Source organism: Ruegeria arenilitoris, from assembly GCF_013035425.1.
In the GTDB taxonomy this organism is placed as follows: Bacteria; Pseudomonadota; Alphaproteobacteria; order Rhodobacterales; family Rhodobacteraceae; genus Ruegeria; species Ruegeria arenilitoris_A.
Genome location: NZ_WQHX01000001.1, coordinates 1 through 24080 on the forward strand (window position 1 = coordinate 1; position 24080 = coordinate 24080).

A 24080-nucleotide genomic window follows, 5' to 3' on the forward strand; every position below is an offset into this window, starting at 1 on the left:
CGCGATCCGCTTGTTGCGGCGATCACGGATCCGTACGGGTCGGACAAGCTTCGGAACCTGAACGCGTCAAATGCGGCGGCGGCAGCGTTCCAGAATGCATCCGCAAACAGTAATGTCGGAAAGATCGCCACCTATCAGGAGGCGGCGTCGGAATATTATGACCTGCGCGAAGACCTGTACGACACCCGCCGAGACCTGCGCGAACTGAACGAGAGTTACGACGGGCGCAGCAGCGAAGAGATCGCCGATGACATCGCCGCGCTAGACCCTACCGACCCGGATTACAACGACACCCTGGACAGCCTGGAAGAAGAGTTACGCGACGCTGAGGCCTATGAGGAAGAGCGCGACGCATTGCGCGAGGATATCATTCGCGCCAGACGCGATGCTTACGAGGCCAAACAGGACGCCGAAGCAGCTTTCTTTGACGCCTCCAAGGGCCGCACGCTCACCAGGGACGCTCTGGGTGAGTTCCATGAAAACTTGGATTTACCGCAACCGAGGGACCGGTACAGAGGCGATCTGAGCGTGGAAAACCTGCCTGCCGAGGACGCATATCCAGAGCGCTATGTCGACGAAATCTTTGATGATCTGGACGACGTCTTGGAAGAAGAACTGGACCGTCGCCCAAACAGACATGGTCAGCGGCGTTATGATCGCGATCCGCTTGTTGCGGCGATCACGGATCCGTACGGGTCGGACAAGCTTCGGAACCTGAACGCGTCAAATGCGGCGGCGGCAGCGTTCCAGAATGCATCCGCAAACAGTAATGTCGGAAAGATCGCCACCTATCAGGAGGCGGCGTCGGAATATTATGACCTGCGCGAAGACCTGTACGACACCCGCCGAGACCTGCGCGAACTGAACGAGAGTTACGACGGGCGCAGCAGCGAAGAGATCGCCGATGACATCGCCGCGCTAGACCCTACCGACCCGGATTACAACGACACCCTGGACAGCCTGGAAGAAGAGTTGCGCGACGCGTTAGATTATGAAGACGCGCGTGACTACTTGCGCTCCGACGTTAGGGATTTGCGAGTTGATACTTTGGTCGCTCAGAAAGAAGCTGAACACGCCTTTTTCGAAGCTTCTCGTGGCACCGTCTTAACCGAAGACTCGCTTGCGGAATTGCACGGCAACTTGCAACTGCCGATCCCGGCCGACTGAGTCCTGATATACTGGACTGAAAAAATTCGGGAAGCTGGCAGCAATGTTGGTGCATAATATCAAGGTCTCAACGGGCGCTTATGATGACTCTTTGGTTTTGCAAAAAAGTGCATTGATGCAACCTTGCCCTGCCACATCATTCCGCCCATATCTAAAGCATGTTGCGCATCACACCTATTCTGCTGGCCGTTCTCTATGCGATCGCGATGTACCGGATTTCGGTTTGGCGAACACATCGAGAATTGGACGCGAAATCGACTGAGCTTGCCGACCCAGCTTTAAAACGCATGACAGACAGGTTGGCGGTGGCTTTAGATATCGAACGTGTTCCGGTTTATATCTACGAAATTGATCCTGTGAACGGATTGGCTGCTCCGGACGGGCGGATATTCATAACCCGAGGCTTTTACCGCAAGTTCAGAAACGGTGAGGTTTCCGCAGAAGAAATGGCCAGTGTAATCGCACATGAGTTAGGGCATGTTGCATTAGGTCACGCCCGCCGTAGGATGATCGATTTTTCAGGCCAAAACGCTATGCGCGCCGCACTGATGATGCTTCTGAACCGATTTATTCCGTTTATCGGTGCGTGGATAGCCAACGCATTGACCGCCCTGTTGGCGTCGCGCCTTTCAAGGGGGGATGAATATGAAGCAGACGAATATGCGGCTGCCTTGCTGACCAAAGCAGGAATCGGAATTGAACCGCAAAAATCGCTGTTTCATAAGCTCGAAGGCCTTACCCAACAACGCGCAGGCGTTGTTCCAGCCTGGTTAATGAGCCATCCAAAAACCAATGAAAGAATTGCTGCCTTAGAGGCACTGGAACAGCGTTGGGGCACTAGCTCATAGGTTCGAGTAGGCACGGACAAGCCTTTCATGCCGTGTAATCAAATTGACGACTTTGCAGCGGTCAGGCTCAGGTTGTGAGAGCTTTGCCCAACCTTGGCAACCGAGCTTTTTTAAAAAGACTGCGCATCGTCCATCGGTCACCAGACAGCCGATTGGCTTCAGAAAGAATGCCCATGGCGACATTACCCATACTTTGAGGGTCCTCATTGTAAAATCCGAGTAAAAAAGTATCGGGGTCGCATCTTTCAAGACCTTCCTCGGCCAAGATGTTCTTGGGAAAGTCCTTGGCGTTGACAGTGATTATCGCATCAGCCGAACTAACCACGGCGGTCGCCAATACGTGTATGTCTGCACTGTCGGGCAACCAAAGTTTTTGTTCGATGTTCGCTGAGGGCGGTTGTTCGGCATTGGGCCAGTGTGCCCGCGTTAGTGCAATTTCGGCGCGTGCCTGTACTTCTCCAGCCGCTCCAAGTTTGCGAGCTGCACGAGCCCATTCTTCCAAAATCCTAGTAGACCAGATCGGGGTAAAATGCCCTTGTTTTGCAGCGCCCAATAGCATCTCTCGCATCACCGTAGGGTAGATTACACAGGTATCGAGAACCGCTTTCATAGCCTAAAGAAAACAGCTTTTAGGTACCCGCTTTCGGCTAATTGCGGCAGCTGTGGATGATCAGGTCCAGCAAAGCCGGTGTGAATTAACTGAGCCTGCCTTCCCGCGCGCCCAATACCACGCGCGGAAGCGTCTCGAAAGCGACTCAGGTCAGCGGCATGCGAGCACGAGCACAACCCGAGATACCCGCCCGGTTTAACCAAAGGTGCTGCAAGCCGGGCAATCCTTTCATAAGCCCGCAAACCAGCATCCAAGGCCTGCTTCGAAGGCGCAAAGGCCGGAGGATCGCAAATCACAACGTCAAAGGCGGCCTTTTCTTCATTTAACTCTGCCAAATTTTCGAACGCGTCGCCCTGACGGGTTTGAAACCGCCCCGCAAATCCTGAGACTGCCGCGCCCTTCTCAGCTAGGGCCAAAGCAGCAGAGGAACCGTCGACCGACAAAACATGCCCAGCGCCGCCGGCCAACATTGCAAGACCAAATCCACCAACATGGCAGAACACATCCAAAACTAGTGAGCCGGGTTTCGTCAGTCTTGCGGCAAAGGCGTGGTTCGCACGCTGGTCGAAAAACAAGCCGGTTTTCTGCCCACCTGTTAAATCTGCCATGTAGGTCGCGCCATTCATTGGCACCGGTACCGGAGATTCCGGTGTTTGGCCGTGAAGCGTTGTGTTCACGTCGTCCAATCCTTCTAGTCCGCGCGTGCGGCCCGAGGCGTTTTTGATTACAGTTTTAACACCGGTAACTTTGACCAACGTGGCAGTGAGAACTTCAAGGTGATTTTCAGCCCACGCTGCGTTGGGTTGGATCACACAGACGTCACCAAAGCGGTCGATGATAACGCCAGGAAATCCATCTGCCTCGGCGTGTACAAGGCGATAAAATGGATCTTCAAATAGGTGTTCGCGCATATCCAGCGCGCGCTTCAATCGTGCCTCAAACCATTCCGAAGTTAACTCGGCATCCACGTCGCGATCCAAAACACGACACATGATCTTCGATGCCGGATTGACGGCAACTAACGCAATCTCGCTCCGTCTATCATCCACCAGAACAGCCAAAGATCCTGGTTCGATTTTGCGGGTCCGGCGATCCGTAACTACGTCACTGGCGTAGACCCACGGAAAGCCGTGGCGCAGGCCTTTCGCGTTTGCCTTGGGTTTCAGGCGAATTCTCGGTCGATTAGCGGGTTCACTCATAACGCCCTAATAGTAGGGAAGCTGCGGATGGGAAACCCCCTCACCGCGATCTGCCGCGCCACCCGCCGCGTCGTTTGGGTGCCCGTGCGGTCTCCAATCCTTCGCGCAAAACTTGCGTCATTGGATGGTTCTCATACTGGGCTGCATAAATATCGTGTAGTTCCGACAAGGCTTGTTTCTGGTCGCGGTTTTCTGGAAATCCCAGTGCCCAATCCAGAAAGATACTACGACATTCCGGCAAAGCGATGCCTTCGATGCGATAAGCTTCCTGTATCAGCCCCTTTGGGTCGTTCGGGTCATCACTGCGTCCCATCCTTGCCCTCCTCAAACACGGCCGTGATAAGTGCTGCTGCTGTGTCATAAGCGTTAGTCAGCGCGGCCTGTAGTTGCCCCACCTCGTCAAAGCCGGTGGCACGGCAAAGAAACGCCACTCCTCCCTCACCAATCTTGTCAGCCTCGATCATTTCGCCGGACAAAAGTCGCGCGGCACATTGTAGGGACCAACATAAATCATAGCATTCTTTAAGTGTCTGTCCCTGCGCGACTTCCAGCAATCCGGCAGCGACGGCGCCGTCTAGACCAGAATGCACATCACGCTGATCACAGCCCGAGAGCAAAGCTCCTGTTTCGGCGATTAGTTCGATATCCATCATCCGGCCTGCGCCATTCTTTGAATCCCAAATGCCAGAGGGCGACTTTGCGGCGGCCAGTCTTTCACGCATTTCGGCAACTTCGCGCAAGACATTTCTGCGATCACGAGGCCGCGAAAGAAACTCGGCTCTGAAATCTTCGATGTCTGCCACCAATTCTGAATCTCCCGCGACAACACGAGCGCGGGTCAGAGCGAGATGTTCCCATACCCATGCGTCGTTCTGCTGATAGTTGGTGAAACTTGCCCAACTCGTTGCAACCGGACCCTGATTTCCTGACGGACGCAAGCGCATGTCCACCTCGTAAAGCCGACCTTGAGACATTGGCGCCGACAATGCGGTGATGAATGCTTGGGTAAAACGGGCATAATAGGTTCGGGTTGCTAGCGGTCGCGGTCCTTCGGACATTTCTTGATCTAGTGGATCGTATATCACGATTACATCCAGATCGGATTGAGAGTTGATCCGCCCTGCCCCCAACGAGCCCATTCCTAGAATCGCCGCGCCGCGCCCCGGTGCAGGACCATGCTTGGTCGCAAACTGAGCCGCGACAACGGGAAGGATTGCCGCAATAACAGCCTGAGCCAGGTCGGCATACTGCTGCCCCGCACTCGCGCTGTCTATCAATCCACGCAAGTGGTGAACGCCAATACGGAAACGCCACTCCTTGCTCCAACGACGGGCTAAGTCCAGTTGATTTTCATAATCGGTTTCGTTCTTCAACGCCTGAGACAACTCGGCTTCCAAAACCTCGCAGCCGGGCCAATCGGAGAAAAAGCTTCCGACGATGACCGCGTCAAAGACGGACGCATTTCTTGACAGATAAGAAGCCAAAGCATGCGACGTACCCACAATGTCGATCAATAAATCAATGAGTTGAGGGTTGGCTTCGAATAACGAAAATAGCTGCACACCTGCGGGAAGCCCCGCGAGAAACCCATCAAGTGCCATCAACGCCTCGGAGGGTTGTGCAGTCTTGGCAAGCCGGGTCAACAATTCAGGTCTGAGGCGCTCAAAAATGCGCCGTGCACGTTGCGAACGCAGCGCCGGATAGGTCGGCCATCTCGCTAGAACGCTTTTGTCAAATTCGACCTCCGTATTAATAGGTGTAGGAATGCTGTGACCAGGGGCAAAGAACCCTTCGGTCAACTCGTGCACCTCCGTCAGTCGCCGCTTTATGCCCGAGATTAGTTCTGAGCTACTGACACCCATGAGACAGGCGATCCGCTCGATCCCGTCCTCGGCTTGTGGAATCTTGTGGGTTTGCGCATCGTGAACCATTTGTATGCGGTGTTCGACCTCCCGATGGGCGCGGTAATGGTCAGTTAGTTTCTCAGCCACTTCATCAGGCACCCAACCTTTGGCCGCCAATGCCGCGAGGCCCGGAACCGTACCCCGAACACGTAGGTCCGGGTCGCGCCCTCCTGCGATCAGTTGCCGAGTCTGAGTGAAAAATTCGATCTCACGTATTCCGCCCTGACCTAACTTCATGTCATGGCCCGGAACCAAGATTGCCCCCCCGGTACCTTTGCTTTCGCGGATTCGAAGCCGAATGTCATGGGCGTCCTGTATGGCCGCAAAATCCAAATGCCGACGCCACACAAAGGGTCGCAGCGCCTGCAGAAATCTTTCGCCTGCGGCAATGTCGCCTGCACATGGTCGTGCCTTGATGTAAGCGGCTCGTTCCCAAGTTCGGCCCAGACTTTCATAATATCGCTCTGCCGCTTCCATGGCCAGACAGACCGGGGTTACTGCCGGGTCCGGCCGCAGGCGCAAGTCTGTTCGAAAAACGTAACCATCAGCGGTTTTTTCACTTAGCGTAGCGCAGAAATTTCGCGTGGCTCGTACCATGCCGTGCCGCGCCTCGTAAAAGTCGTCCGGGTCAAAGCGGGTTTCATCGAACAACACTATCAGATCAATGTCTGAGCTGTAGTTGAGCTCGTGCGCCCCCATTTTGCCCATAGCCAGAATTACCATCCCGCCGGCCGTCTTAATGTCGTCTGGCGACAAACCGGGCAACTTGCCACGCTGGATCAATTTCTCAATCTCAGTTTTCGCGGCAACATCAGCAGCAATGGAGCCAAAGTCAGTCAACGCGGCCGTGACCTTTTCCAGTGGCCATGCTCCCGCAAGGTCAGCTAACGCTGTTAACACAGCAACGCGTCGTTTTGCCAGACGCAAACCAGGCTTTAATTGATCTGAAGGTAAGTCGCGGACTGCCGTCATAACATCGGCTAAAGCCATATCAGGCCTCTGCAACGCCTCGGACAGCCAGTCGCCATCTTGCTCGATCAACCCTTTCAAATAGGGACTGGAGCCTGCTGCACCTGCAATCAAGTCTGACTGTTCGCGCGTTAAACCCTGAAGCGCAGCGCGAATTTCTTCACCCAGCGACACATCGTAGGCACGGGGGAGCCGTTCAATGGACAACGCTGAGTTCATTGGCGCTCCAAGGGGGTATCTTGGCTGAAACTGTTAACCCAGACCTCATGCCGCTTTTCCCATAAGGATGAAATCAGCATCACCTCGGTCATAACGGCACCGGGACGTTCATAATCGGCCCGATAAGACAGCAATACGACGTCATTCGTCAAAACGCGCAACTGAGCCTCGCTAAGTTCGAAACTCGCCATGGTAGGTGCATTTGCGAATTGCCCAACATGATCATCCCTATTGGCGAAACCAGTAGGGTGAACCCCAAGGAAATCCGGACTCAAAAGCGCTCGGTCTGCTTGGGCGTCTCCCTCGACCAGCGCAGTCCAAACCCTTTTCTCTAAGCCAAGAATTTCGTTCAGTGACGGAGGTGAATTGCTATCAATATTTTGCATGATCGGAAAGTGCGCCTGATACCTAGGGACGTCAACCATTCTGGTCGCAGATCGAAAATGTAAATCTTTTTCACATTCACCCCTTGCAACGTGTCATTCGCTCCCCATTTAGAGAATGTAAACAGAATTTACATCAACCCGGAGACAACAAATGACCGCACTTTCCGACACCGCCGTCCCGAAAAACCCGGGATGGATATACCGAGCCGAAACCTGGATGGACAGCAAAGGAAAAGGTGCCTGGATCGCTGCGATGGTCCTTGGTTTTATCTTTTTTTGGCCCGTCGGCCTTGCCCTTTTGGCTTATATGATCTGGAGTAAACGCATGTTCAGCAAGTCCTGTAGCCGTCGTTCTTCTTGGAACAGTCACATGAGCGCGATGAAACCCTCTGGCAACACAGCCTTTGATGCCTACAAAGCTGACACTCTGGCCCGCTTGGAGCGTGAGCAACAAGAGTTCGAGGCCTTCCTTCGCCGCTTGCGTGACGCCAAGGACAAGGCAGAGTTTGACCAGTTCATGAACGAACGCGCTCGCGAAAATCATGATGAACCGGATAGCGGTGAGCGAGCCTGACCCAGTCTTGCCCTGTCCCGTACTTCGGGACAGGGTGAAATAGATTTCACACTTGGACTTACCCTAATGACCCATCTACCCGATCCTGACAGTCAGCCAGAATTCTATCAATCAGTGGCGACCAAACGCTTTTTTGCGTGGCTATTCGACATAGCGTTCGTTTCGTTGCTTTGCACCGTTGCGATTTTGCTGACCTTTGGTCTTGGTTTTTTTGTCCTTGCGCTGATTTACGCGGTGGTTAGTTTCGTTTATCGCGTCGTCACGATTGCGAACGGTTCAGCCACGTTGGGAATGCGGTTTATGGGTATCGAACTGCGTGACGCATTCGGTTCACGCATGGATACGGGTAAGGCTGTGGCCCACACTGCAGGCTATTTCGTTAGCATGGCCTTTCCAGTGCTACAGATTATCTCGGTTATCATGATGTTAACCAGTGCCCGCTGTCAGGGCTTGACCGACGCATTTCTCGGCACGGTTATGATCAATCAGCGCGCTTAAAGCATACTTTGCGTGAATCACTTGGCGCGTTCCAAAAGCATTGCTATCATCCCGTCGCGGGAGACACGGGACCCTCATGCGACACACGCTGCCAATAGCGCCACAATTTTATGTGACGGCACCACAGCCTTGCCCTTATCTTGAGGGCAGGATGGAGCGTAAGCTGTTCACAGCGCTTCAGGGTGAAGGTGCTGATCAGTTGAATAACTGCCTTTCACAGCAAGGGTTTCGCCGTTCGCAAAACGTGTTGTACCGACCTTCTTGCACCGATTGCGCTGCATGCTTGTCGGCGCGGATTGACGTCTCGGCATTTTGTCCCGGCAAAAGCCAACGCCGGGTGATCAAGCGTAACGCTTATCTGAAACGCCGTGCGACCTCGCCTTGGGCAACCGACGAGCAGTTTGATTTGTTCCGCCGTTATCTTGATGCTCGTCACGCTGATGGCGGCATGGCTGATATGGATGTTTTCGAGTTCGCGGCCATGATCGAAGAGACACCTATCCGCAGCCGCGTGGTTGAATACGCCGATCCTGAGACGGGTGCATTAATCGCGGTAAGTTTGACCGACGTCTTGGATGACGGGCTTAGTATGGTTTATTCCTTTTACGACCCGCTGAAACAGCAGGATTCTCTGGGCACTTACATGATCCTCGATCATATTGAGATCGCCCGCGAAGCAGGATTGCCCTACGTCTATCTGGGCTACTGGGTACCGGGCAGTCCTAAGATGGGATACAAAGCCAAGTTTTCTGGTTTCCAAGCTTATTTTATGGGAGATTGGCAGAAGATAAGAGAACCCGAGCGGTTTACGGATACGGTGCATCACCCACTGTCTTCGCCGCCAATCGCCGAGCAAGTCGCCAATATCCAGTTACCAGATCGTCACCCGACCAAAGGTTAACTTTGGATGAGGCAAAACCTTCATGCGGTTACGCTCGTGGTGCCGGATTATGACGCCGCAATTAACTTTTACACCGGTGTTTTGAACTTTAACCTTAGTCAAGATATCGACCTCGGTAGTGGAAAACGCTGGGTATTGGTAACTCCACCAGGATCCTGCAGAGGTTCACTATTGTTGGCACGGGCCGATGACGACCTACAATTCGCCTCAATTGGAAACCAAACCGGCGGGCGAGTGGGTTTCTTTCTTGAAACTGACAATTTTGAACGCGACTACAAAGCAATGCGAAGCCTCGGAGTGACGTTTGAGGAACAACCCCGTCACGAACCCTACGGAACCGTAGCTGTCTGGAAAGACCCATTTGGTAACCGCTGGGACCTGATTGAGTTTAATGACTAAGTATAACTTTGAACTCTGCTTGTTCTGTCGCTAAAAGCTACCATTCATATTGAACTGGAGCGTGACACAAGTTCGCAAATAATCGATGGGCTTCACAAAGGGTATCAACAAGTTAGCTTATAACAATGCTCTTTCGCGTCTCAACTACTTTACTATCTCGTCGACCGAGAATTTTTAGTCTACCTAATTAAACCTGACGGAAATCTCGACTGAGTCATTTCCATCGGCGTATCAACAGACATCAATGAAAAAAGGGCGCGCGCCGCCCCCTTTTCTTGGCCCTATTTTCATTCCTCCGATCAGTTCGGGATCAGATCCGGAACAATTGTCACGATCGTTGGGAAGAACCACAAGATGGCAATTCCAACCACTTGAATGACCACGAACGGAATTATTCCCCGATAAATATGGCCAGTTGTTACCTCTTTAGGTGCCACGCCTCTGAGGTAGAACAACGCGAACCCAAATGGTGGCGTCAGGAACGAAGTCTGAAGGTTCACTGCCACCATGATAGTTACCCATTTGGGGTCAAACGACCCGCCGTAGATAACCGGGCCTACAATGGGTATCACGATGTATATGATTTCGAGGAAATCCAGTACAAACCCCAGAATGAACAGTACAAGCATCACGATCAGGAAGACTGTGAACTCGTTGTCAAAACTCTTGAGGAACTGCTGGATATAATGCTCGCCTCCAAACGATATGACCACGAGGTTCAGCAATTGTGATCCAATCAAGATGGTAAAGACCATCGATGTCACTTTGGCGGTTTCTCGTACGACCGGAGTGAGCACTCCGCTAGAGAACAGAACCCAGCAGCCGAATAGCAGGCCGAACAACGCGAAGATGTAAGCGGCGTAGGCAACGATAAACGCAATCCAGGTTTCTACGGTCACGCCACCCTGATTGATGCGAAGGTCAAAATTCACACCCATCAGCAACGCGATGATCACTGCAAAGGTTGACCAGATGATGACTTTACCAGATCGGCCTTGATCTTGCAGTTTCCTATATGCCGCGAGCATGATTGCCCCACCAGCGCCCAATGCTGCAGCAGGTGTCGGATTGGTTATGCCGCCAAGTATCGAACCAAGCACAGCGATGATCAGAACCAGCGGTGGGAAAACCACCCTGATCAAGTCATTGGTCGCGCAGCGTGCCGCTGCCTCTTTGCAGCCGTATGCAGCCAAAGCAAAAGGCAAAGCCAGCAACAGGAATGTCGCCCCCGATGATGTGGTCGGCGATATCAACAATATGTCAAACAGCAACATCAGCACCAGACCGATGGCTCCGACGATCAGCGGTTGTGCAGCGCGCGACGGTGCGATGCCTCTGGCCATCGCCAGCATGAGCCCAAGCAATACGACAACAACAGCCACGCCGTTTCCGATCGGCGCTGCCGAAGCAATTTTTGCTTCGCGAGCCGCCACCAATTCTTCTTCGCTCAGACGTTCAGCGCTGGCGGCACCTCCTGCGGCGTCAATTTCCTCCTGCTCAGCGACGGCCTGATCCCACGCGGATTGGCCATGAAGCTCGATCATCGACGCCTGACACTCGGGTGACACGTTGGTACGCAGCGATGCGCCCTCAGAAACGTCTGAAAAGGCTGAAACTGAGATATTTTGGCTGCCAATCACACCCGCGCTGCCAAGCAGAACCGCACCGACTATTATCGCGACCGGTATTCCCAACAGCCAAGTCAGACCTTCGGAACGGGTGATGGGTTCGCCTGTTCCTCCTGAAAGTTCAACTGCTGGAGCTTTCTCTGGGTTTAACAATGCATAGCCAAACGCATAAAGCGCATATAGCAGCGCCAGCATTATACCCGGCAACAAAGCTGCCTGGAACAAAGTCCCAACTGATACCACGGCTGGCTCACCAAGGTATGTTAATGCGTCGGTACATCCAGCCTCGACCGCGCGGGTTTCTTGCGCCGTCGAATAAAGATCGCCAGCCAATGTCCCCAGCAGTACGATCACAATCGAAGGTGGAATAATTTGCCCAAGCGTACCCGAGGCGGCAATGACACCTGTGGCCAACTCTGGCGAGTAGTTGTTGCGCAACATGGTTGGCAAGGCGAGCAGACCCATGGTCACAACGGTCGCGCCTACGATTCCGGTCGATGCCGCCAAGAAAGCACCCACAACCACAATTGACACGGCCAGTCCGCCCGGCAGTGGGCCAAAAACCCGCGCCATCGTGGTCAATAGGTCGTTGGCAATCTTAGACCTCTCCAAAGTGATGCCCATCAGGACAAACATCAAAACCGCCAGAAGTGTTTCAATGGATTGTCCGGCCAACACACGCTCATTCATTCGGTTCACAATGAACGAGACGTTGCGGTCCAGTGCAGTTTCCCATCCAGCCGGGAACACCGGCTCGCCGATTCTTGGCAAGTCCGGATATCGGAAGACGGATATTATGTCCGGTTTGACCCCTGAATTCACAAGGTCTCGGTAGGCTTGCGAGCCTGTGTCAATCGCCTGATGGACGAGCAATCCAGCGCTGTCCAACGCCGCAATTATTCCGAAAGAAATAACACCCGCTCCACCAATGGCAAATGCCACTGGGAACCCAGAAAGAATACCACCAAAGAGGCAGAAAAATACGATAATCAGGCCTATCTCGACGCCATCAAGTCCGAATAGCATTGTCTTGGTCTCCGTCCCTAATGTGCGCCTTCGTAGGCTTCTTCACCATCGCCAAGGCTGTCTTTGTCGAGGTATTTTCCAACGCTTTCAGGCCCTTCAACATATTCCAGATAGGATCTGTAAAGGAATGCAATGGCGTGCAAGAACACCATGCCCGCAAACGCGACCAGTAGAATCTTGAAAATGAAGTATGCGTTGAAACCGTTTGGGCTGAAGCCAATGGTTTCAACGTTCCAGCGCAAGGCACGAGACTTCATTACAAGGCGATCCAACGTATCGCTGGCCGAGGGTTTCGGAACGATCAAGTGGCGCCACATAAAGTACCAGCCGTACATCCAAGTCAGAACAGCCATTGGCATCATGAACAGAACCGATCCCAGCATATCAATGACACGTTTGGTTCTATGACTGACCCCGGCATAGATCAGGTCCACGCGAACGTGACCTCCCTGCACGAATGTGTAGGTGCAGCAGAGACAGACGACCATGGCATTATAAAGTTTCAGCTCTTCAGCATACCAACTGATATCCATTTGAAACGGGATACCCAGACCAAACGCCATGTCTGGCCGTGCAAACACGCGTTGCATGAAAACGATCACGATCTGCTGAATAACCATCAAAAGGCCAGCCCATGCAAAGAAACGTCCCGTGGTGTTGGCAAAGCCTTCGAGGCCGCGGACCATGCCCCACATGAAATTCCGGTAGTAGAGGCCGATTGCCGTCAGAACCAAAAAAAGTGTGAACACAACAAAGAAAAACTCTACCGAACCACCGTAGTAGACAAAGCGCATGATTGCTTCTTTGTCCGACCAATTCAGCCAGAGCTGCGGATGCGTAATGGCGTATCCAAAATTATAAAAGGCTTCGGCAATGTTCTGAATGAACCATATCAGTCCATTCCACAGGGCGCCGAAAAACGAGATGCCGTTATCGTCCTGCATGTTGTCCCCAGGTCGTCTCGGTTGCACTGCTGTTTATCGTGGTATGGTCGTGTCCGAGCATGTGCAACGGGTAAGGTTTCCCCGCGTCCGCGGAGAAACCAGTTAGTTTTTGGTTATGAGTGTTAGCCGCGAACGCGATCGCGCTGCGCGGTGTAGGCACCCGACGAAAGGTTCAACCATGCCGACGAAGCAGCCATTGACTCCATGGCGCTGTCGTGAATTTTCTTGAACAGTTCGTCGCCCATATTTTCGTCCAGAACTTCCTGGCTTGCGGTACCGAACGCGTCCCAGACAGTATCCGGGAATTCCATGACTTTAACGCCGCCCGCCTGCAGACGCTGCAATGCAGCGCCATTGTTGGCCAGGAATTGAGCTAGGTTCCACTGGTGCGCTTCGCCTGCCGCGATCTCGATAATCTTTTGCTGAGCGGGTGTCAGGCTGTCAAAGACTTCTCGGTTGGTCGCCAGCGAAAGACCCGCACCCGGCTCATGGAAGCCCGCTGTGTAATAAGTCTTTGTTATTTCCTGGAAACCGGCCTTTTCGTCTGCCCAGGGACCGATCCACTCGGTTCCGTCGATCGCGCCTGATGACAGAGCCTGATAAACTTCCGAGCCCGGAATATTCTGTACCGACGCCCCAAGTTTGCCCAGAGCCTTGCCACCCAGACCAGGCATACGGAACTTCAAGCCGTTGAAATCATCGGGGCTATTGATCTCTTTCGAGAACCAGCCGCCTGCCTGAGCACCAGTGTTACCGGCAAGGAAAGACTTAAGGCCAAAAATCTGACCCAGCTCGTCATGCAGTTCCATGCCGCCATCGTGGTAGTACCAGTTTACCAGCTCTTGAGCGGTCATTCCGAAAGGAACAGCTGTAAAGAATGCATATCCTGGGTGCTGACCGACAAAGTAGTAGTCCGCCGCGTGATACATATCGGCCTGTCCAGACGACACGGCGTCGAATACTTCGAATGCTCCGACCAGTTCGCCAGCCGCTTTGATATCAACTGTCAGGTTGCCATCCGACATCGCGGTGATGCTGTCGGCGCAGCGCTGAGCGCTGTCGAAAACGCCTGCTAGGCCACGACCCCACGAGGTAACCATTGTCAAAGTGCGCTTGCCCTGAGCATAGGCTGGTGCTGCCAGCGCTGTAGCTGCGGCTGCAGATCCACCAAGTGCTGACGTTTTAAGAAACTTACGGCGATCCATGTGAGTGATCCTCCCCTTCATAATTCACGACCCGAGCGAAGCCCGGACCAATTGATCTCAGTGCGCGCCAGCCTACTGACACTCGATTGAAAGTGAATACCAAGAACTACGTAGCTGAGCCTGTTTTTTGCCACTCAACGCTGAAAATCAGGGCTGTTTTGCGTTTTGTAACCCCAGTCTTCAGTTCTTTGACACCGGATTCGCCCAATCTTTTTGCAATTTTCCGCTGGCTTGCGTATCGATTCGTCTATGAGGGGATTTCGTAACTTAATTTCGCTGACCTACGGACAGAAGCTGTCGCTCGTGGCAGCAATCCCCCTGATCGTGGCAGTGGCAGCTATTGCGTTTTTTGTCGCGTACGAAGCCCGTGCAACCGCCGAAAGGGAAATTCAGGCGTTAGAGCGCCGATTGGTCGAAGCGAAGAAAATCGAGTTGCGTAATTACGTGACACAAGCGCGTAACGGATTCGCATATATTTACGGGCGGGCCTCACCTGAAGATCAGGCTGCGAAAACTCTGGTCACTCAAATTCTGTCTGCCATGATTTACGGAAAGGACGGCTTTTTTTTCGTTTATGATTATGAAGGCAACAACCTCGTAAGCCCTCGCCAGACTGAATTTATCAACCGAAATTGGGTTGGTTTGACGGACAGTGACGGAACACCTGTCGTTGACGAATTCATCCGCCTCGCCCGACAAGGCGCAGGATGGCACAGTTTCATGTGGCAGAAACCGTCGACCGGGGAAGAAGCACAAATGATCGCGTACGTCGTTGGTTTGCAGGATTGGCGCTGGGTGGTTGGAACCGGAGTGTTCATTGATGACATCGTCGCCACGGTGGCAAACGCACGCGCCGAAGTCGAAGCCCGTGTTCAGCGAACATTCCTATATATCGGCGGAATCGTACTTGCTGCGGTGCTGATCGTTTTCGCCTCGGGCATGTTGCTGAACTTCCGTGAGCGCAGGCTGGCTGACGCCAAACTCAAAGAACTGACCCAACGCGTTTTCGATGCACAAGAAGAAGAACGTGGTCGAGTGGCACGTGAACTGCACGACGGTATCAGCCAGATATTAGTCGGCGTCAGATATGCGCTGGACAACGCCCGGCGACGACTTTCGCGGGGTGATGATGAAGGTGCGCGGGTGCCATTGGACAAAGGTATAGAAAACTTAGGCAGCGCCATCACGGAAGTTCGGCGCATAAGCAGAGACCTACGCCCTGGTGTTCTGGATGATTTGGGCCTTGGGCCAGCGCTCAAAGCTCTGACCGACGACTTTCGCGAACGAACCGGGATCGAAACTGAATTTTCGACGGTCGTATTCCGTAACAGGCTGGATCAGGACAGCAAGATCGCCCTTTATCGGATTGCCCAAGAAGCTTTGACCAATATTGAGCGCCATTCCGGTGCGACACATGTAACTATAGATTTGCGTGGTCACAAAAAGGGCGCGACCATGCGGATCACCGACAACGGTCATGGCTTACCCAACGGCCCGGATCGCGTCAGCACAGGCATCGGCCTGCGAAACATGCAAGAACGAATCGAACAGCTTGACGGATCACTGCGTATTCTGTCATCCCGCGGGGCACGCGGCGGCACGGTAATCGAAGTGAGCCTACCACTGAGTCACTTGCTTTCTCCACAGGAAGAAGATGCAACTCCGAAACGAAAGGCCGGTTCCTGATGACGAACGCGATCCGAGTCCTGATCGTAGACGACCACCCCATGGTCGCCGAAGGGATCCAATCTTTATTGGAAAGCTATGACGAGATTGAGGTCGTTGGCACCCTGTCTAACGGGCAAGAGGCCGTAGATCAGGTAACTACTTTATTGCCAGATGTAATCCTGATGGACCTTAATATGCCAGGCCTTGGAGGGCTGAGCGCAACCGAAATCATCTTAGAGCGCCTGCCGGAAACGCGCGTTCTAATCCTGTCGATGCATGACAGCCCGGAATATATCTCGACCGCGCTGAGCCATGGTGCCCGCGGCTATGTACTCAAAGATGTCCCTACGGATGAGATCAAACAGGCCATCGACGCGGTTATGCGAGGTGACAAATACCTTTGCACCGGGGCCAGCGGTTCGCTGAAACCCAAGCAGGATAATGCACGAGAAGCTCTGACTGGGCGTGAACAAACCATCCTGCTGGAACTGGCGCAGGGTAAATCCAACAAAGAGGTTGCGTTGGGTTTGGATATTTCAGTTCGCACGGTCGAGACGCACAGAAAGAACATAAAGCGTAAGCTTGGCATCTCATCGACTGCTGGCCTGACCCGATACGCACTGGAACACGGAATGCTGCAAGGAACCGGCCATAGTTTCTGACAGGATTGCTTGCGGCTCTCAAGACAAGGGCAGCGATTACGCCGATGGTCGCGCGCCAACGGCCTGCCCAAAGAAAACCAAAGTGCCATCTTCGTCGATTACGTGAAACTCTCGCTGATGATAGGGTTGATTGAATGGCGGTCGAACGCGACCCGGTGGCAAATCGGACAAGTTAGGTTCCAATTGTGCGTACAGCTCATCAATACCAATAACATCGATGTAAAATGACTGATTATCCCCCAACGGTCGCCCGTCAGGTCGTTTCGGACATTCAAGAAGGCGGATCGCGACACTCCCATTTCTGAGAAATGCGTAATTTTCCTGTCTAAAGGTACAGGAAAATCCAAGGCGGTCACAATAGAAGTCGATTTGGTTTTGCAACGAAGAACACAAAACAAACGGCGTCAGCTGCACAATTTCAGACACGTGGCCCTCCATAGTAAGTGACGAGCGCAACTTTTTCGGCGACCGTCTAATCCAGAAGTCGGTCTTTCCGAATACCTTCCCGTTCATAATGTTGTGGTAAAACGCGACCGTATAGTTGTCGGGTCCTCTCGACACCCCCGCACATTCCCTCGGCCTCGACAAATGAGAAAATACCAACGTAGCGTCTCCGTTCGCCTTCGACCGGCGCAACACGATGCAATGAATATCGGCCCTTGAATATCTGCAAATCGCCAGGCTGCAGATCCAGATGCCGGACCTGGCTCATGTTTCCGTCTAAAACAGAAGCTACTGCGTCAAAGTTTTCCTCTTTGGAAGTGCGGAGGTTGGGCACATATTGAAACACACCACCCTTTTCACCATTCTGAATGGCCAAGGTTACAGTGTAATTATTCGTATCGAAATGCCATGGGAATCCTTGCCCTTTTTCCACGACATTAATGATTACGTCAGCCAGCGGATCGTCGTACCGAAAAAAACGCTCTTTCGGTTCGTCTAGCGTTGCCCGGATGAAAGGTAAAAATGATGCATCCTCGTAAATACGGCGCAGCGGACCAGATTTGGCAAAATTATCTGCAGGCACAAACGCGTTGGAGCGTTCATAAAAACGGCGTATTGGGTGCCCGACCCCGAAACGCGTATCGTCTTTGGTAAAGTAAGCGTTCGTGCGATTAAAGGAACGGTGCGCCTTGTCAGAGACCCCGTCTGCCTCGCTCAATATATGATTAAGGCCGTTCTCATGCACGAAACCAGGTAAGACTGCGCAGCCTTCCTCGTTTAGATCACGGCGAAGATCATTGATCATCTGAGTGTAACCCCACGAATCCGGACGATCGATTGGGTATCGCCCGAGGTCAACCAGATCCTGCAGCATGATCCGCTCCTCCATTTTTTTCGCTGTCAGGTTCAGATTGTCTGAACACGACATGTCGATCATGCCCGTTTCGGACATAGACCTGACGTTTTCAGACCTGAAAAATCCCACGGGTCGCAATCAAAAGAGGCTCAAATTTCGCGGAAATTCCCAACACAGGCCACTTTACGCAATAAAATGTCGCAAAAATCATCTTTTCCGTTAGGAAATTGGGTCGATTGCCTGTTGACGGCCCCTGCCCCCGAACATAATGTCGCCTGCAAGCTAAGAAGGAGCCTCTGGCGATGAGAGCGCTAGTCGTAATCGTAGGAAACAAGCGCATGGGCCTGTAACGGTAAACCATAATCGACCCCATGCGCCTCCGAAGACCTCGGAGGCTTTTTTTTTGCTGAATGCAAGACACATGTCGCGAACGGAGCAAAGCAGATGACACGTGAGATGACCGGCGCAAAAATGGTTGTTCAGGCCCTCAAGGATCAGGGCGTGGATACGGTATTCGGGTACCCCGGTGGCGCCGTCCTACCGATCTATGACGAGATATTTCTGCAAAACGACATTAGGCACATTCTGGTACGGCACGAACAGGGCGCGGTTCATGCAGCCGAAGGTTATGCCAGATCGACCGGCAAGCCGGGCGTGGCCCTTGTTACATCAGGCCCGGGCGCTACGAATGCCGTTACCGGCCTGACTGACGCGTTGATGGACTCGATCCCGATTGTGGTCCTGACTGGTCAGGTTCCGACCTTCATGATTGGCTCTGACGCGTTTCAAGAAGCTGACACGGTCGGCATTACCCGCCCGTGCACCAAACATAATTGGCTGGTAAAAGACACAGATTCTCTTTCAGGAACCATGCACGAGGCATTCCACGTTGCCACGTCTGGTCGCCCGGGTCCTGTTTTGATCGACATCCCCAAGGACGTTCAATTCGCCACAGGCGAATACGCTGCGCCAAAACCTTCGACCTCGCACTACCAGCCGGTACTGAAGGGCGATCTTGAAGAAATCACCGAACTTGTTGCGGCAATAGAAACTGCCAAGAAGCCAATATTCTATACTGGCGGCGGCGTTATCAATTCCGGCCCTGCCGCAAGTCAGCTTTTGCGCGAACTTGTCGACAGCACGGGATTTCCGATCACGTCGACACTCATGGGGTTGGGTGCCTACCCTGCCTCTGGTGAAAACTGGCTTGGGATGCTGGGGATGCATGGCCTTTATGAGGCCAATCTGGCGATGCATGACTGCGATCTGATGATCAATATTGGCGCACGTTTCGACGACCGGATCACCGGGCGCATCGATGCGTTTTCACCCAACTCCAAGAAGGCACATATCGATATCGATCCGTCCTCGATCAACAAAGTGATCCGCGTAGACATTCCGATTGTTGGTGACGTTGCACATGTTCTGGAAGACATTCTTAAAGTCTGGAAAGCACGAGGCCGCAAAACAGACTCAGCGAATGTAAAAAAGTGGCAGAACCAGATAGCGGAATGGCGGAAGGTCAACTGCCTTGCATTTACCAACAGTGAAAAGTCGATCAAGCCACAATATGCGCTGCAACGCCTTGAGGAGTTGACCAAAAAACACGACCGTTATGTCACGACTGAGGTTGGGCAACACCAAATGTGGGCGGCACAGTATCTGGGTTTCGAAGATCCAAACCGCTGGATGACATCCGGCGGGCTCGGGACCATGGGCTATGGCTTTCCTGCGTCAATAGGTGTGCAAATGGCGCATCCGGACGCCTTAGTGATAAATGTTGCGGGCGAAGCATCGTGGCTGATGAACATGCAGGAAATGGGCACCGCTGTGCAATATCGCCTGCCGGTAAAGCAGTTCATACTCAACAATGAGCGCCTTGGCATGGTCCGTCAGTGGCAGGAGTTGTTGCACGGCGAGCGGTATTCGCACAGCTGGTCAGAGGCTCTGCCCGATTTTGTAAAACTCGCCGAGGCGTTTGGAGCAAAGGGTATTCTATGTTCTGATCCCGCGGACTTGGACGAAGCGATCATGGAAATGATCAATTACGATGGCCCGGTCATCTTTGATTGCGTTGTTGAAAAACACGAAAATTGTTTCCCAATGATACCGTCAGGCAAAGCACATAACGAGATGCTTTTGGGCGAGGCAGAGACACAAGGCGTTATTCAGGCGGGTGGTGCTGTTCTCGTATGATCCGGCCAATGAAGGTGAGTGTGACGCGGCCTGCAAAGTGCACAAATAGAAGGTAAAAGTGATGGCCCACACGGGAATCGCAGACGCACAGGAGGTGGACGAGGCCTCGCTACGACTGCAAGTCTTCGATACGCGTCGGGGATGGCAGTTAGGTATTTTAGTGCCCGCGTTTGTATTGACGATGTTTGTCACCTGGATTTTCAGCGGGTTAGCAAGCATCATCGACGCTGATGTAACATCGTTCAACAATGATTTCCGCATTTTCTGGGGTGCAGCACGGCTGGCAATCGTTGACACCCCTTTAGCGGCTTTTGACATAGACAAACTCGCAGAAATGCACGGCGTCAGCGATGGACGATGGATGCCGTGGTCGTATCCGCCATCCTATCTGGTCGCGCTGATGCCCTTGGGGATGATGTCCTTTCCTTTGGCTTGGGGCGTTTTCAGCGTTTTGTCGATGCTGGCTATTGCTGCCGCCACGCGCCCATTCACCAAAGGTCATCCCCAGGTTTGGTTGGCCTTTGCTTTCGCCCCAGCCTATTTGCCGCCCCTGTTTATGGGGCAGAACAGTTTGATTTGGGCGGCGGGCCTTTTGGCTGCCTTGGCTGCAATAAAAGACAATAGGCCGGTTATCGCAGGCGTCCTTATCGGCTTGCTTACCCTAAAGCCTCAGTTAGGTATCCTTATCCCTATCGCACTGATCGCCAGCGGCGCATGGCGTACATTTGTTTCAGCTTCTGTGACCACCATAATGCTGTCCGTCGGCGCGACGCTAATTGTTGGTGTAGAGTATTGGTCCGAGCTACGCGAAATGATGGAGATTCATTTCAGCGTCATTAAAAGCACAAGTGCAGTGAATGATCTTATGGTCAGCCCATTTGGCATACTCGCCGGATTGGGGATGCAGGTTTCAACTGCACTAACGATTCAGTGGTGTTTCACCGCCGTAGCCGCAGCAACAGTCGCCATAGCGTGGCGTAGCCCTGCGGTTGGGTTCGACTTGCGCGCTGCTGTCCTCATCATAGCGATATTATTGTCTACACCTTATCTCTGGTACTATGAGTCCGCGCTTTTGGCCCCTGCCGCTCTTTTCTTACTTCGAGCAGGTGTTCTGAAACCCAACCTGCTGGGATTGTTGCTAAGCGCTGCAATGTGGCTTGGGCTTTCCCCTGCTTTGCTGCTGGTCGTGTTCGGTTTCGAACCGTCTTTTCGCTATTCTTTTGCACCTATTGTGCTTTTGGCTTTTGCAACCTGTTTCTGGGCCGTAATCCACCGCTTGGGCGCGGCTGGTTCTACGCCTGATAATCTGGAGGAACACCCATGACCCCGCTCAACATCGTCAAAGGTTCCAACCGCCATTCGGCCTACAACCTGCGACCGACCTTTTCGGATGAACAAGAACGACACACAATTGCTTTGCTGGTCGAAAACGAACCTGGTGTATTGGCCCGTGTGATCGGATTGTTTTCCGGTAGGGGGTACAATATCGAAAGCCTTACGGTAGCCGAGGTCGATCATACTGGCCACCTGAGCCGGATCACAATCGTTACCACCGGTACACCGCAAGTTATCGAGCAGATCAAAGCGCAACTCGGTCGAATTGTGCCTGTGCATGACGTACACGATCTGACCGTCGAAGGGCCGTCGGTCGAGCGCGAGCTAGCCATCGTCAAAGTTGTTGGCGAAGGCGACAAACGGGTCGAGGCCCTGCGCCTGGCGGATATTTTTCGCGCTAATGTTGTAGATAGCACGCTGAACTCGTTTATTTTCGAGATTACCGGTGCGCCGGACAAGATCGATGCATTTGCGGACCTCATGCGCCCACTCGGTTTAGTCGAGGTCGCCAGAACTGGTGTCGCAGCCCTTCTTCGCGGCGATTGATCATTCTCGACGCACCTTGTCCCGTTCGGAATATATCCGGCGGGCCGAGTTGTAGTTGCAATATGTTCGTTTTGATCTTCACCCAGTAGTCTTGCTGGGGGCCTAATGACTCTAGCCTAACAAATGCATGAAATTGTTTATGCAAAACACCATAAAGCCTATTGCGTTTGCCATTTTGGTCGTTAGCTTATGTACCGCAAAGTGGCGAATCTGACGTCCTATGTAGTCTTTTTTATGATTATGACTGTTATTCGGTCATTTTGTCCGAGCGGTCGTGTTTTCCTGCAGTGTTAGAAAATTTTGGACGGACATGGCCGATACCATTCGCAGCCCTAAAGAATTGCGCAATATGTTTGGGGCTAACTTACGGCGCCTAGCGCAGGTTTATCCTTCTGTCGCCGCTTTGTGCCGACAACTTGGCATAAATCGTACCCAGTTTAACCGGTACCTTTCAGGGGAAAGCTTTCCCCGACCAGATGTGCTTGACCGAATATGCCGATTTTTCGAAGTAGATGCCCGAATTCTGCTGAAGCCCTTGGACGACATAGATCCTCAACTGAGTTGTCCGTCCGCAGAAGTGTTTGAGAACTTCCTGACATCAAAGGCTCAACCTTCTTTACCGCCGGGTTTTTTTTGGATGACAGAGACCCATTCAAGCGCCAAACAAGAAGAGTGTAGTCGGCTTTTATTCATACGCAGGGTCGGCCAGACGACCGTGTTAAGAGGTTATGAATCAAGGCAGATAATGCCGGGCACACCGACATATTTGCGTGAACTTCAGGGCATTGTTTGTCATGCAAACGCACAGGTTTGTGTTTTGATGTCTCGACGCGGAGGACAAGACAGCCGCGTCATGGTTGTCTCGGAACAGCTAGGTGAAAGCACCTCTATATGGTTCGGCTATACGTCGTATTTGTCCGGAACTGATGATCGCCCTTCGGTCGTTCGCCCAACCAAGCTGTTGTTTTTGGGGGATAACCTCTCAATGGCGATTAAACTGTCTCGGGCTTCGTCAAAAGTTTCAGGGCATGCAGAACGTGGCCACCCGAAATTGGATTCAGTTACCGATGGTTAGCCTGTCTGCTGCGACATGTATTATCAGTCACCAGCCGAACTCGGTGAATTCGAAATGTCGCCCTCTGTTATCAAGCGATAAAGGTGCCAACTGGCATGCCCTAATATTGGCAGGGCCACCAATAGACCTAAGAACCAAGGTATCATCGATAAAAATGTGACTGTCGAGATAAAGGCACCCCACATTAGCATAACCCAAAAATTCGTCCTGACGTAAGAGTAGCTGGCGATCATTGCAGTCACGAAGTCCAGCTCTCGATCCAACAGCATCGGTATCGACAACACCGATACCATAAATAAAATTAACGCGAATACCGCACCCACCGCCGTGCCGAATGCCAACATGGTCAATCCGTTTAGGGTCAAAAGAACTTCGGGCGAAGACGAGATATTTGTCATTGTTGAAAGGCCCAAGAACAATGCAAAGATCATGTGCCCCAGGAAAAACCAAAACAAAAACATGACAACTATGATAGCGCAGATCGAGGGTAATTGCCGACTGGTTTGCTGAAGCACCACGCCGAAGATCGCATTGAAACTCAGCGGTTCGCCCTGTTCCAATCGGCGTGACACCTCATAAAGCCCGACAGCGGCAAATGGCCCCAACAAAGGAAATCCAATCGCTGCCAGAACCAGCCAAAATGAAGTTCCCGTCTTCACCGTAATCCAGGCCATAATCCAGCCAGCGATTACATAGAAACCCGCGAACAAAAGTCCAAAAACGGGCGCTTGGCGATAGTCCTGCCAAGCCATGCCCAGGGCCTTCCGTAGCATCGCCGGATCCGCTGATTTCATTGTCGGCACGCCGAAGGGTTTTTCCAT

General features: G+C 52.7%; 23 protein-coding genes. 12 read left to right on the forward strand and 11 right to left on the reverse strand.

What is annotated here, in order from left to right:
- Both GOV45_RS00005 and GOV45_RS00010 read left to right on the forward strand, forming a co-directional pair.
- Positions 1–1167 (forward strand): hypothetical protein (locus GOV45_RS00005; protein WP_170472548.1); only part of this gene is annotated, 1167 nt, incomplete at its 5' end.
- Positions 1168–1325: 158 nt separating this feature from the next.
- Positions 1326–2015 (forward strand): M48 family metallopeptidase, encoded by a 690-nt coding sequence (locus tag GOV45_RS00010; RefSeq protein ID WP_170472551.1) that lies wholly within the window; start codon positions 1326–1328, stop codon positions 2013–2015.
- A gap of 67 nt (positions 2016–2082) precedes the next feature.
- Here the strand turns inward: GOV45_RS00010 and GOV45_RS00015 are convergent, their stop codons facing one another.
- From GOV45_RS00015 to GOV45_RS00035, 5 genes are read right to left on the reverse strand one after another with little or no spacing between them, the layout of a single operon-like run.
- A complete protein-coding gene (locus tag GOV45_RS00015) occupies positions 2083–2625 on the reverse strand; it encodes an RSP_2648 family PIN domain-containing protein (protein ID WP_170472554.1) in 543 nt (180 codons plus the stop codon).
- On the reverse strand, positions 2622–3824 hold the full coding sequence (locus GOV45_RS00020) for an RSP_2647 family RNA methyltransferase (RefSeq protein ID WP_170472557.1): 1203 nt from the start codon (positions 3822–3824) through the stop codon (positions 2622–2624). Before GOV45_RS00020 ends, GOV45_RS00015 begins: the two co-directional genes overlap by 4 nt.
- Positions 3825–3864: 40 nt before the next feature.
- Positions 3865–4137, reverse strand: a complete 273-nt coding sequence (locus GOV45_RS00025) for a hypothetical protein (RefSeq protein WP_170472560.1) — start codon at positions 4135–4137, stop codon at positions 3865–3867.
- Positions 4124–6916, reverse strand: coding sequence for a glutamine-synthetase adenylyltransferase (locus GOV45_RS00030; RefSeq protein WP_170472563.1), 2793 nt, complete (start codon positions 6914–6916; stop codon positions 4124–4126). The genes GOV45_RS00025 and GOV45_RS00030 overlap by 14 nt, the downstream gene beginning before the upstream one ends.
- Complete coding sequence (locus GOV45_RS00035) at positions 6913–7302, reverse strand: nuclear transport factor 2 family protein (RefSeq protein ID WP_254447864.1); 390 nt, start codon at positions 7300–7302, stop codon at positions 6913–6915. The genes GOV45_RS00030 and GOV45_RS00035 overlap by 4 nt, the downstream gene beginning before the upstream one ends.
- 151 nt (positions 7303–7453) lie before the next feature.
- On the opposite strand from GOV45_RS00035, the gene GOV45_RS00040 reads away from it, so the two are divergent.
- The 4 genes from GOV45_RS00040 to GOV45_RS00055 all read left to right on the forward strand — a co-directional run bounded on the left by GOV45_RS00040 (position 7454) and on the right by GOV45_RS00055 (position 9674).
- Positions 7454–7876, forward strand: a complete 423-nt coding sequence (locus GOV45_RS00040) for a DUF2852 domain-containing protein (RefSeq protein WP_170472570.1) — start codon at positions 7454–7456, stop codon at positions 7874–7876.
- Between the two features lie 66 nt (positions 7877–7942).
- On the forward strand, positions 7943–8374 hold the full coding sequence (locus tag GOV45_RS00045) for an RDD family protein (RefSeq protein ID WP_170472573.1): 432 nt from the start codon (positions 7943–7945) through the stop codon (positions 8372–8374).
- A 76-nt stretch (positions 8375–8450) separates the two neighbouring features.
- Positions 8451–9275, forward strand: a complete 825-nt coding sequence (locus GOV45_RS00050) for an arginyltransferase (RefSeq protein ID WP_170472576.1) — start codon at positions 8451–8453, stop codon at positions 9273–9275.
- 6 nt (positions 9276–9281) lie between these two features.
- The gene (locus GOV45_RS00055; protein WP_170472579.1) at positions 9282–9674 is read left to right on the forward strand and encodes a VOC family protein; all 393 of its coding nucleotides are present in this window, start codon (positions 9282–9284) and stop codon (positions 9672–9674) included.
- Positions 9675–9973: 299 nt separating this feature from the next.
- Here the strand turns inward: GOV45_RS00055 and GOV45_RS00060 are convergent, their stop codons facing one another.
- The 3 genes from GOV45_RS00060 to GOV45_RS00070 form a co-directional block, all read right to left on the reverse strand.
- On the reverse strand, positions 9974–12328 hold the full coding sequence (locus GOV45_RS00060) for a TRAP transporter large permease (protein WP_170472582.1): 2355 nt from the start codon (positions 12326–12328) through the stop codon (positions 9974–9976).
- A 17-nt stretch (positions 12329–12345) separates the two neighbouring features.
- Positions 12346–13272 carry a TRAP transporter small permease subunit gene (locus GOV45_RS00065; protein ID WP_170472585.1) on the reverse strand — a complete coding sequence of 309 codons (927 nt, stop codon included), beginning with the start codon at positions 13270–13272 and terminating at the stop codon, positions 12346–12348.
- Between the two features lie 122 nt (positions 13273–13394).
- Positions 13395–14477, reverse strand: a complete 1083-nt coding sequence (locus tag GOV45_RS00070; RefSeq protein ID WP_170472588.1) for a TRAP transporter substrate-binding protein — start codon at positions 14475–14477, stop codon at positions 13395–13397.
- 249 nt (positions 14478–14726) lie between these two features.
- Here GOV45_RS00070 and GOV45_RS00075 point away from each other — a divergent pair, with 249 nt between their 5' ends.
- The gene (locus GOV45_RS00075) at positions 14727–16163 is read left to right on the forward strand and encodes a cache domain-containing protein (RefSeq protein WP_170472592.1); all 1437 of its coding nucleotides are present in this window, start codon (positions 14727–14729) and stop codon (positions 16161–16163) included.
- On the forward strand, positions 16163–16807 hold the full coding sequence (locus GOV45_RS00080; protein WP_170472595.1) for a response regulator transcription factor: 645 nt from the start codon (positions 16163–16165) through the stop codon (positions 16805–16807). The genes GOV45_RS00075 and GOV45_RS00080 overlap by 1 nt, the downstream gene beginning before the upstream one ends.
- Positions 16808–16843: 36 nt before the next feature.
- Here GOV45_RS00080 and GOV45_RS00085 read toward each other — a convergent pair whose 3' ends face one another.
- Both GOV45_RS00085 and GOV45_RS00090 read right to left on the reverse strand, forming a co-directional pair.
- Complete coding sequence (locus GOV45_RS00085; protein WP_170472597.1) at positions 16844–17233, reverse strand: bleomycin resistance protein; 390 nt, start codon at positions 17231–17233, stop codon at positions 16844–16846.
- Positions 17234–17279: 46 nt separating this feature from the next.
- Complete coding sequence (locus GOV45_RS00090; RefSeq protein WP_170475289.1) at positions 17280–18125, reverse strand: HalD/BesD family halogenase; 846 nt, start codon at positions 18123–18125, stop codon at positions 17280–17282.
- 426 nt (positions 18126–18551) lie between these two features.
- On the opposite strand from GOV45_RS00090, the gene GOV45_RS00095 reads away from it, so the two are divergent.
- The 4 genes from GOV45_RS00095 to GOV45_RS23190 all read left to right on the forward strand — a co-directional run bounded on the left by GOV45_RS00095 (position 18552) and on the right by GOV45_RS23190 (position 23259).
- Positions 18552–20303 (forward strand): acetolactate synthase 3 large subunit, encoded by a 1752-nt coding sequence (locus tag GOV45_RS00095; protein ID WP_170472600.1) that lies wholly within the window; start codon positions 18552–18554, stop codon positions 20301–20303.
- 61 nt (positions 20304–20364) lie between these two features.
- Entirely contained in the window at positions 20365–21627 is a 1263-nt protein-coding gene (locus GOV45_RS00100) for a glycosyltransferase family 87 protein (protein ID WP_170472603.1), read from the forward strand.
- Positions 21624–22184 carry an acetolactate synthase small subunit gene (ilvN, locus tag GOV45_RS00105; protein WP_170472618.1) on the forward strand — a complete coding sequence of 187 codons (561 nt, stop codon included), beginning with the start codon at positions 21624–21626 and terminating at the stop codon, positions 22182–22184. Before GOV45_RS00100 ends, ilvN begins: the two co-directional genes overlap by 4 nt.
- Positions 22185–22494: 310 nt before the next feature.
- Positions 22495–23259: a helix-turn-helix domain-containing protein gene (locus GOV45_RS23190; protein WP_254447865.1), complete on the forward strand. Its 765-nt coding sequence runs from the start codon at positions 22495–22497 to the stop codon at positions 23257–23259.
- A 23-nt stretch (positions 23260–23282) separates the two neighbouring features.
- Here the strand turns inward: GOV45_RS23190 and GOV45_RS00115 are convergent, their stop codons facing one another.
- Complete coding sequence (locus GOV45_RS00115) at positions 23283–24080, reverse strand: DUF2189 domain-containing protein (RefSeq protein ID WP_170472621.1); 798 nt, start codon at positions 24078–24080, stop codon at positions 23283–23285.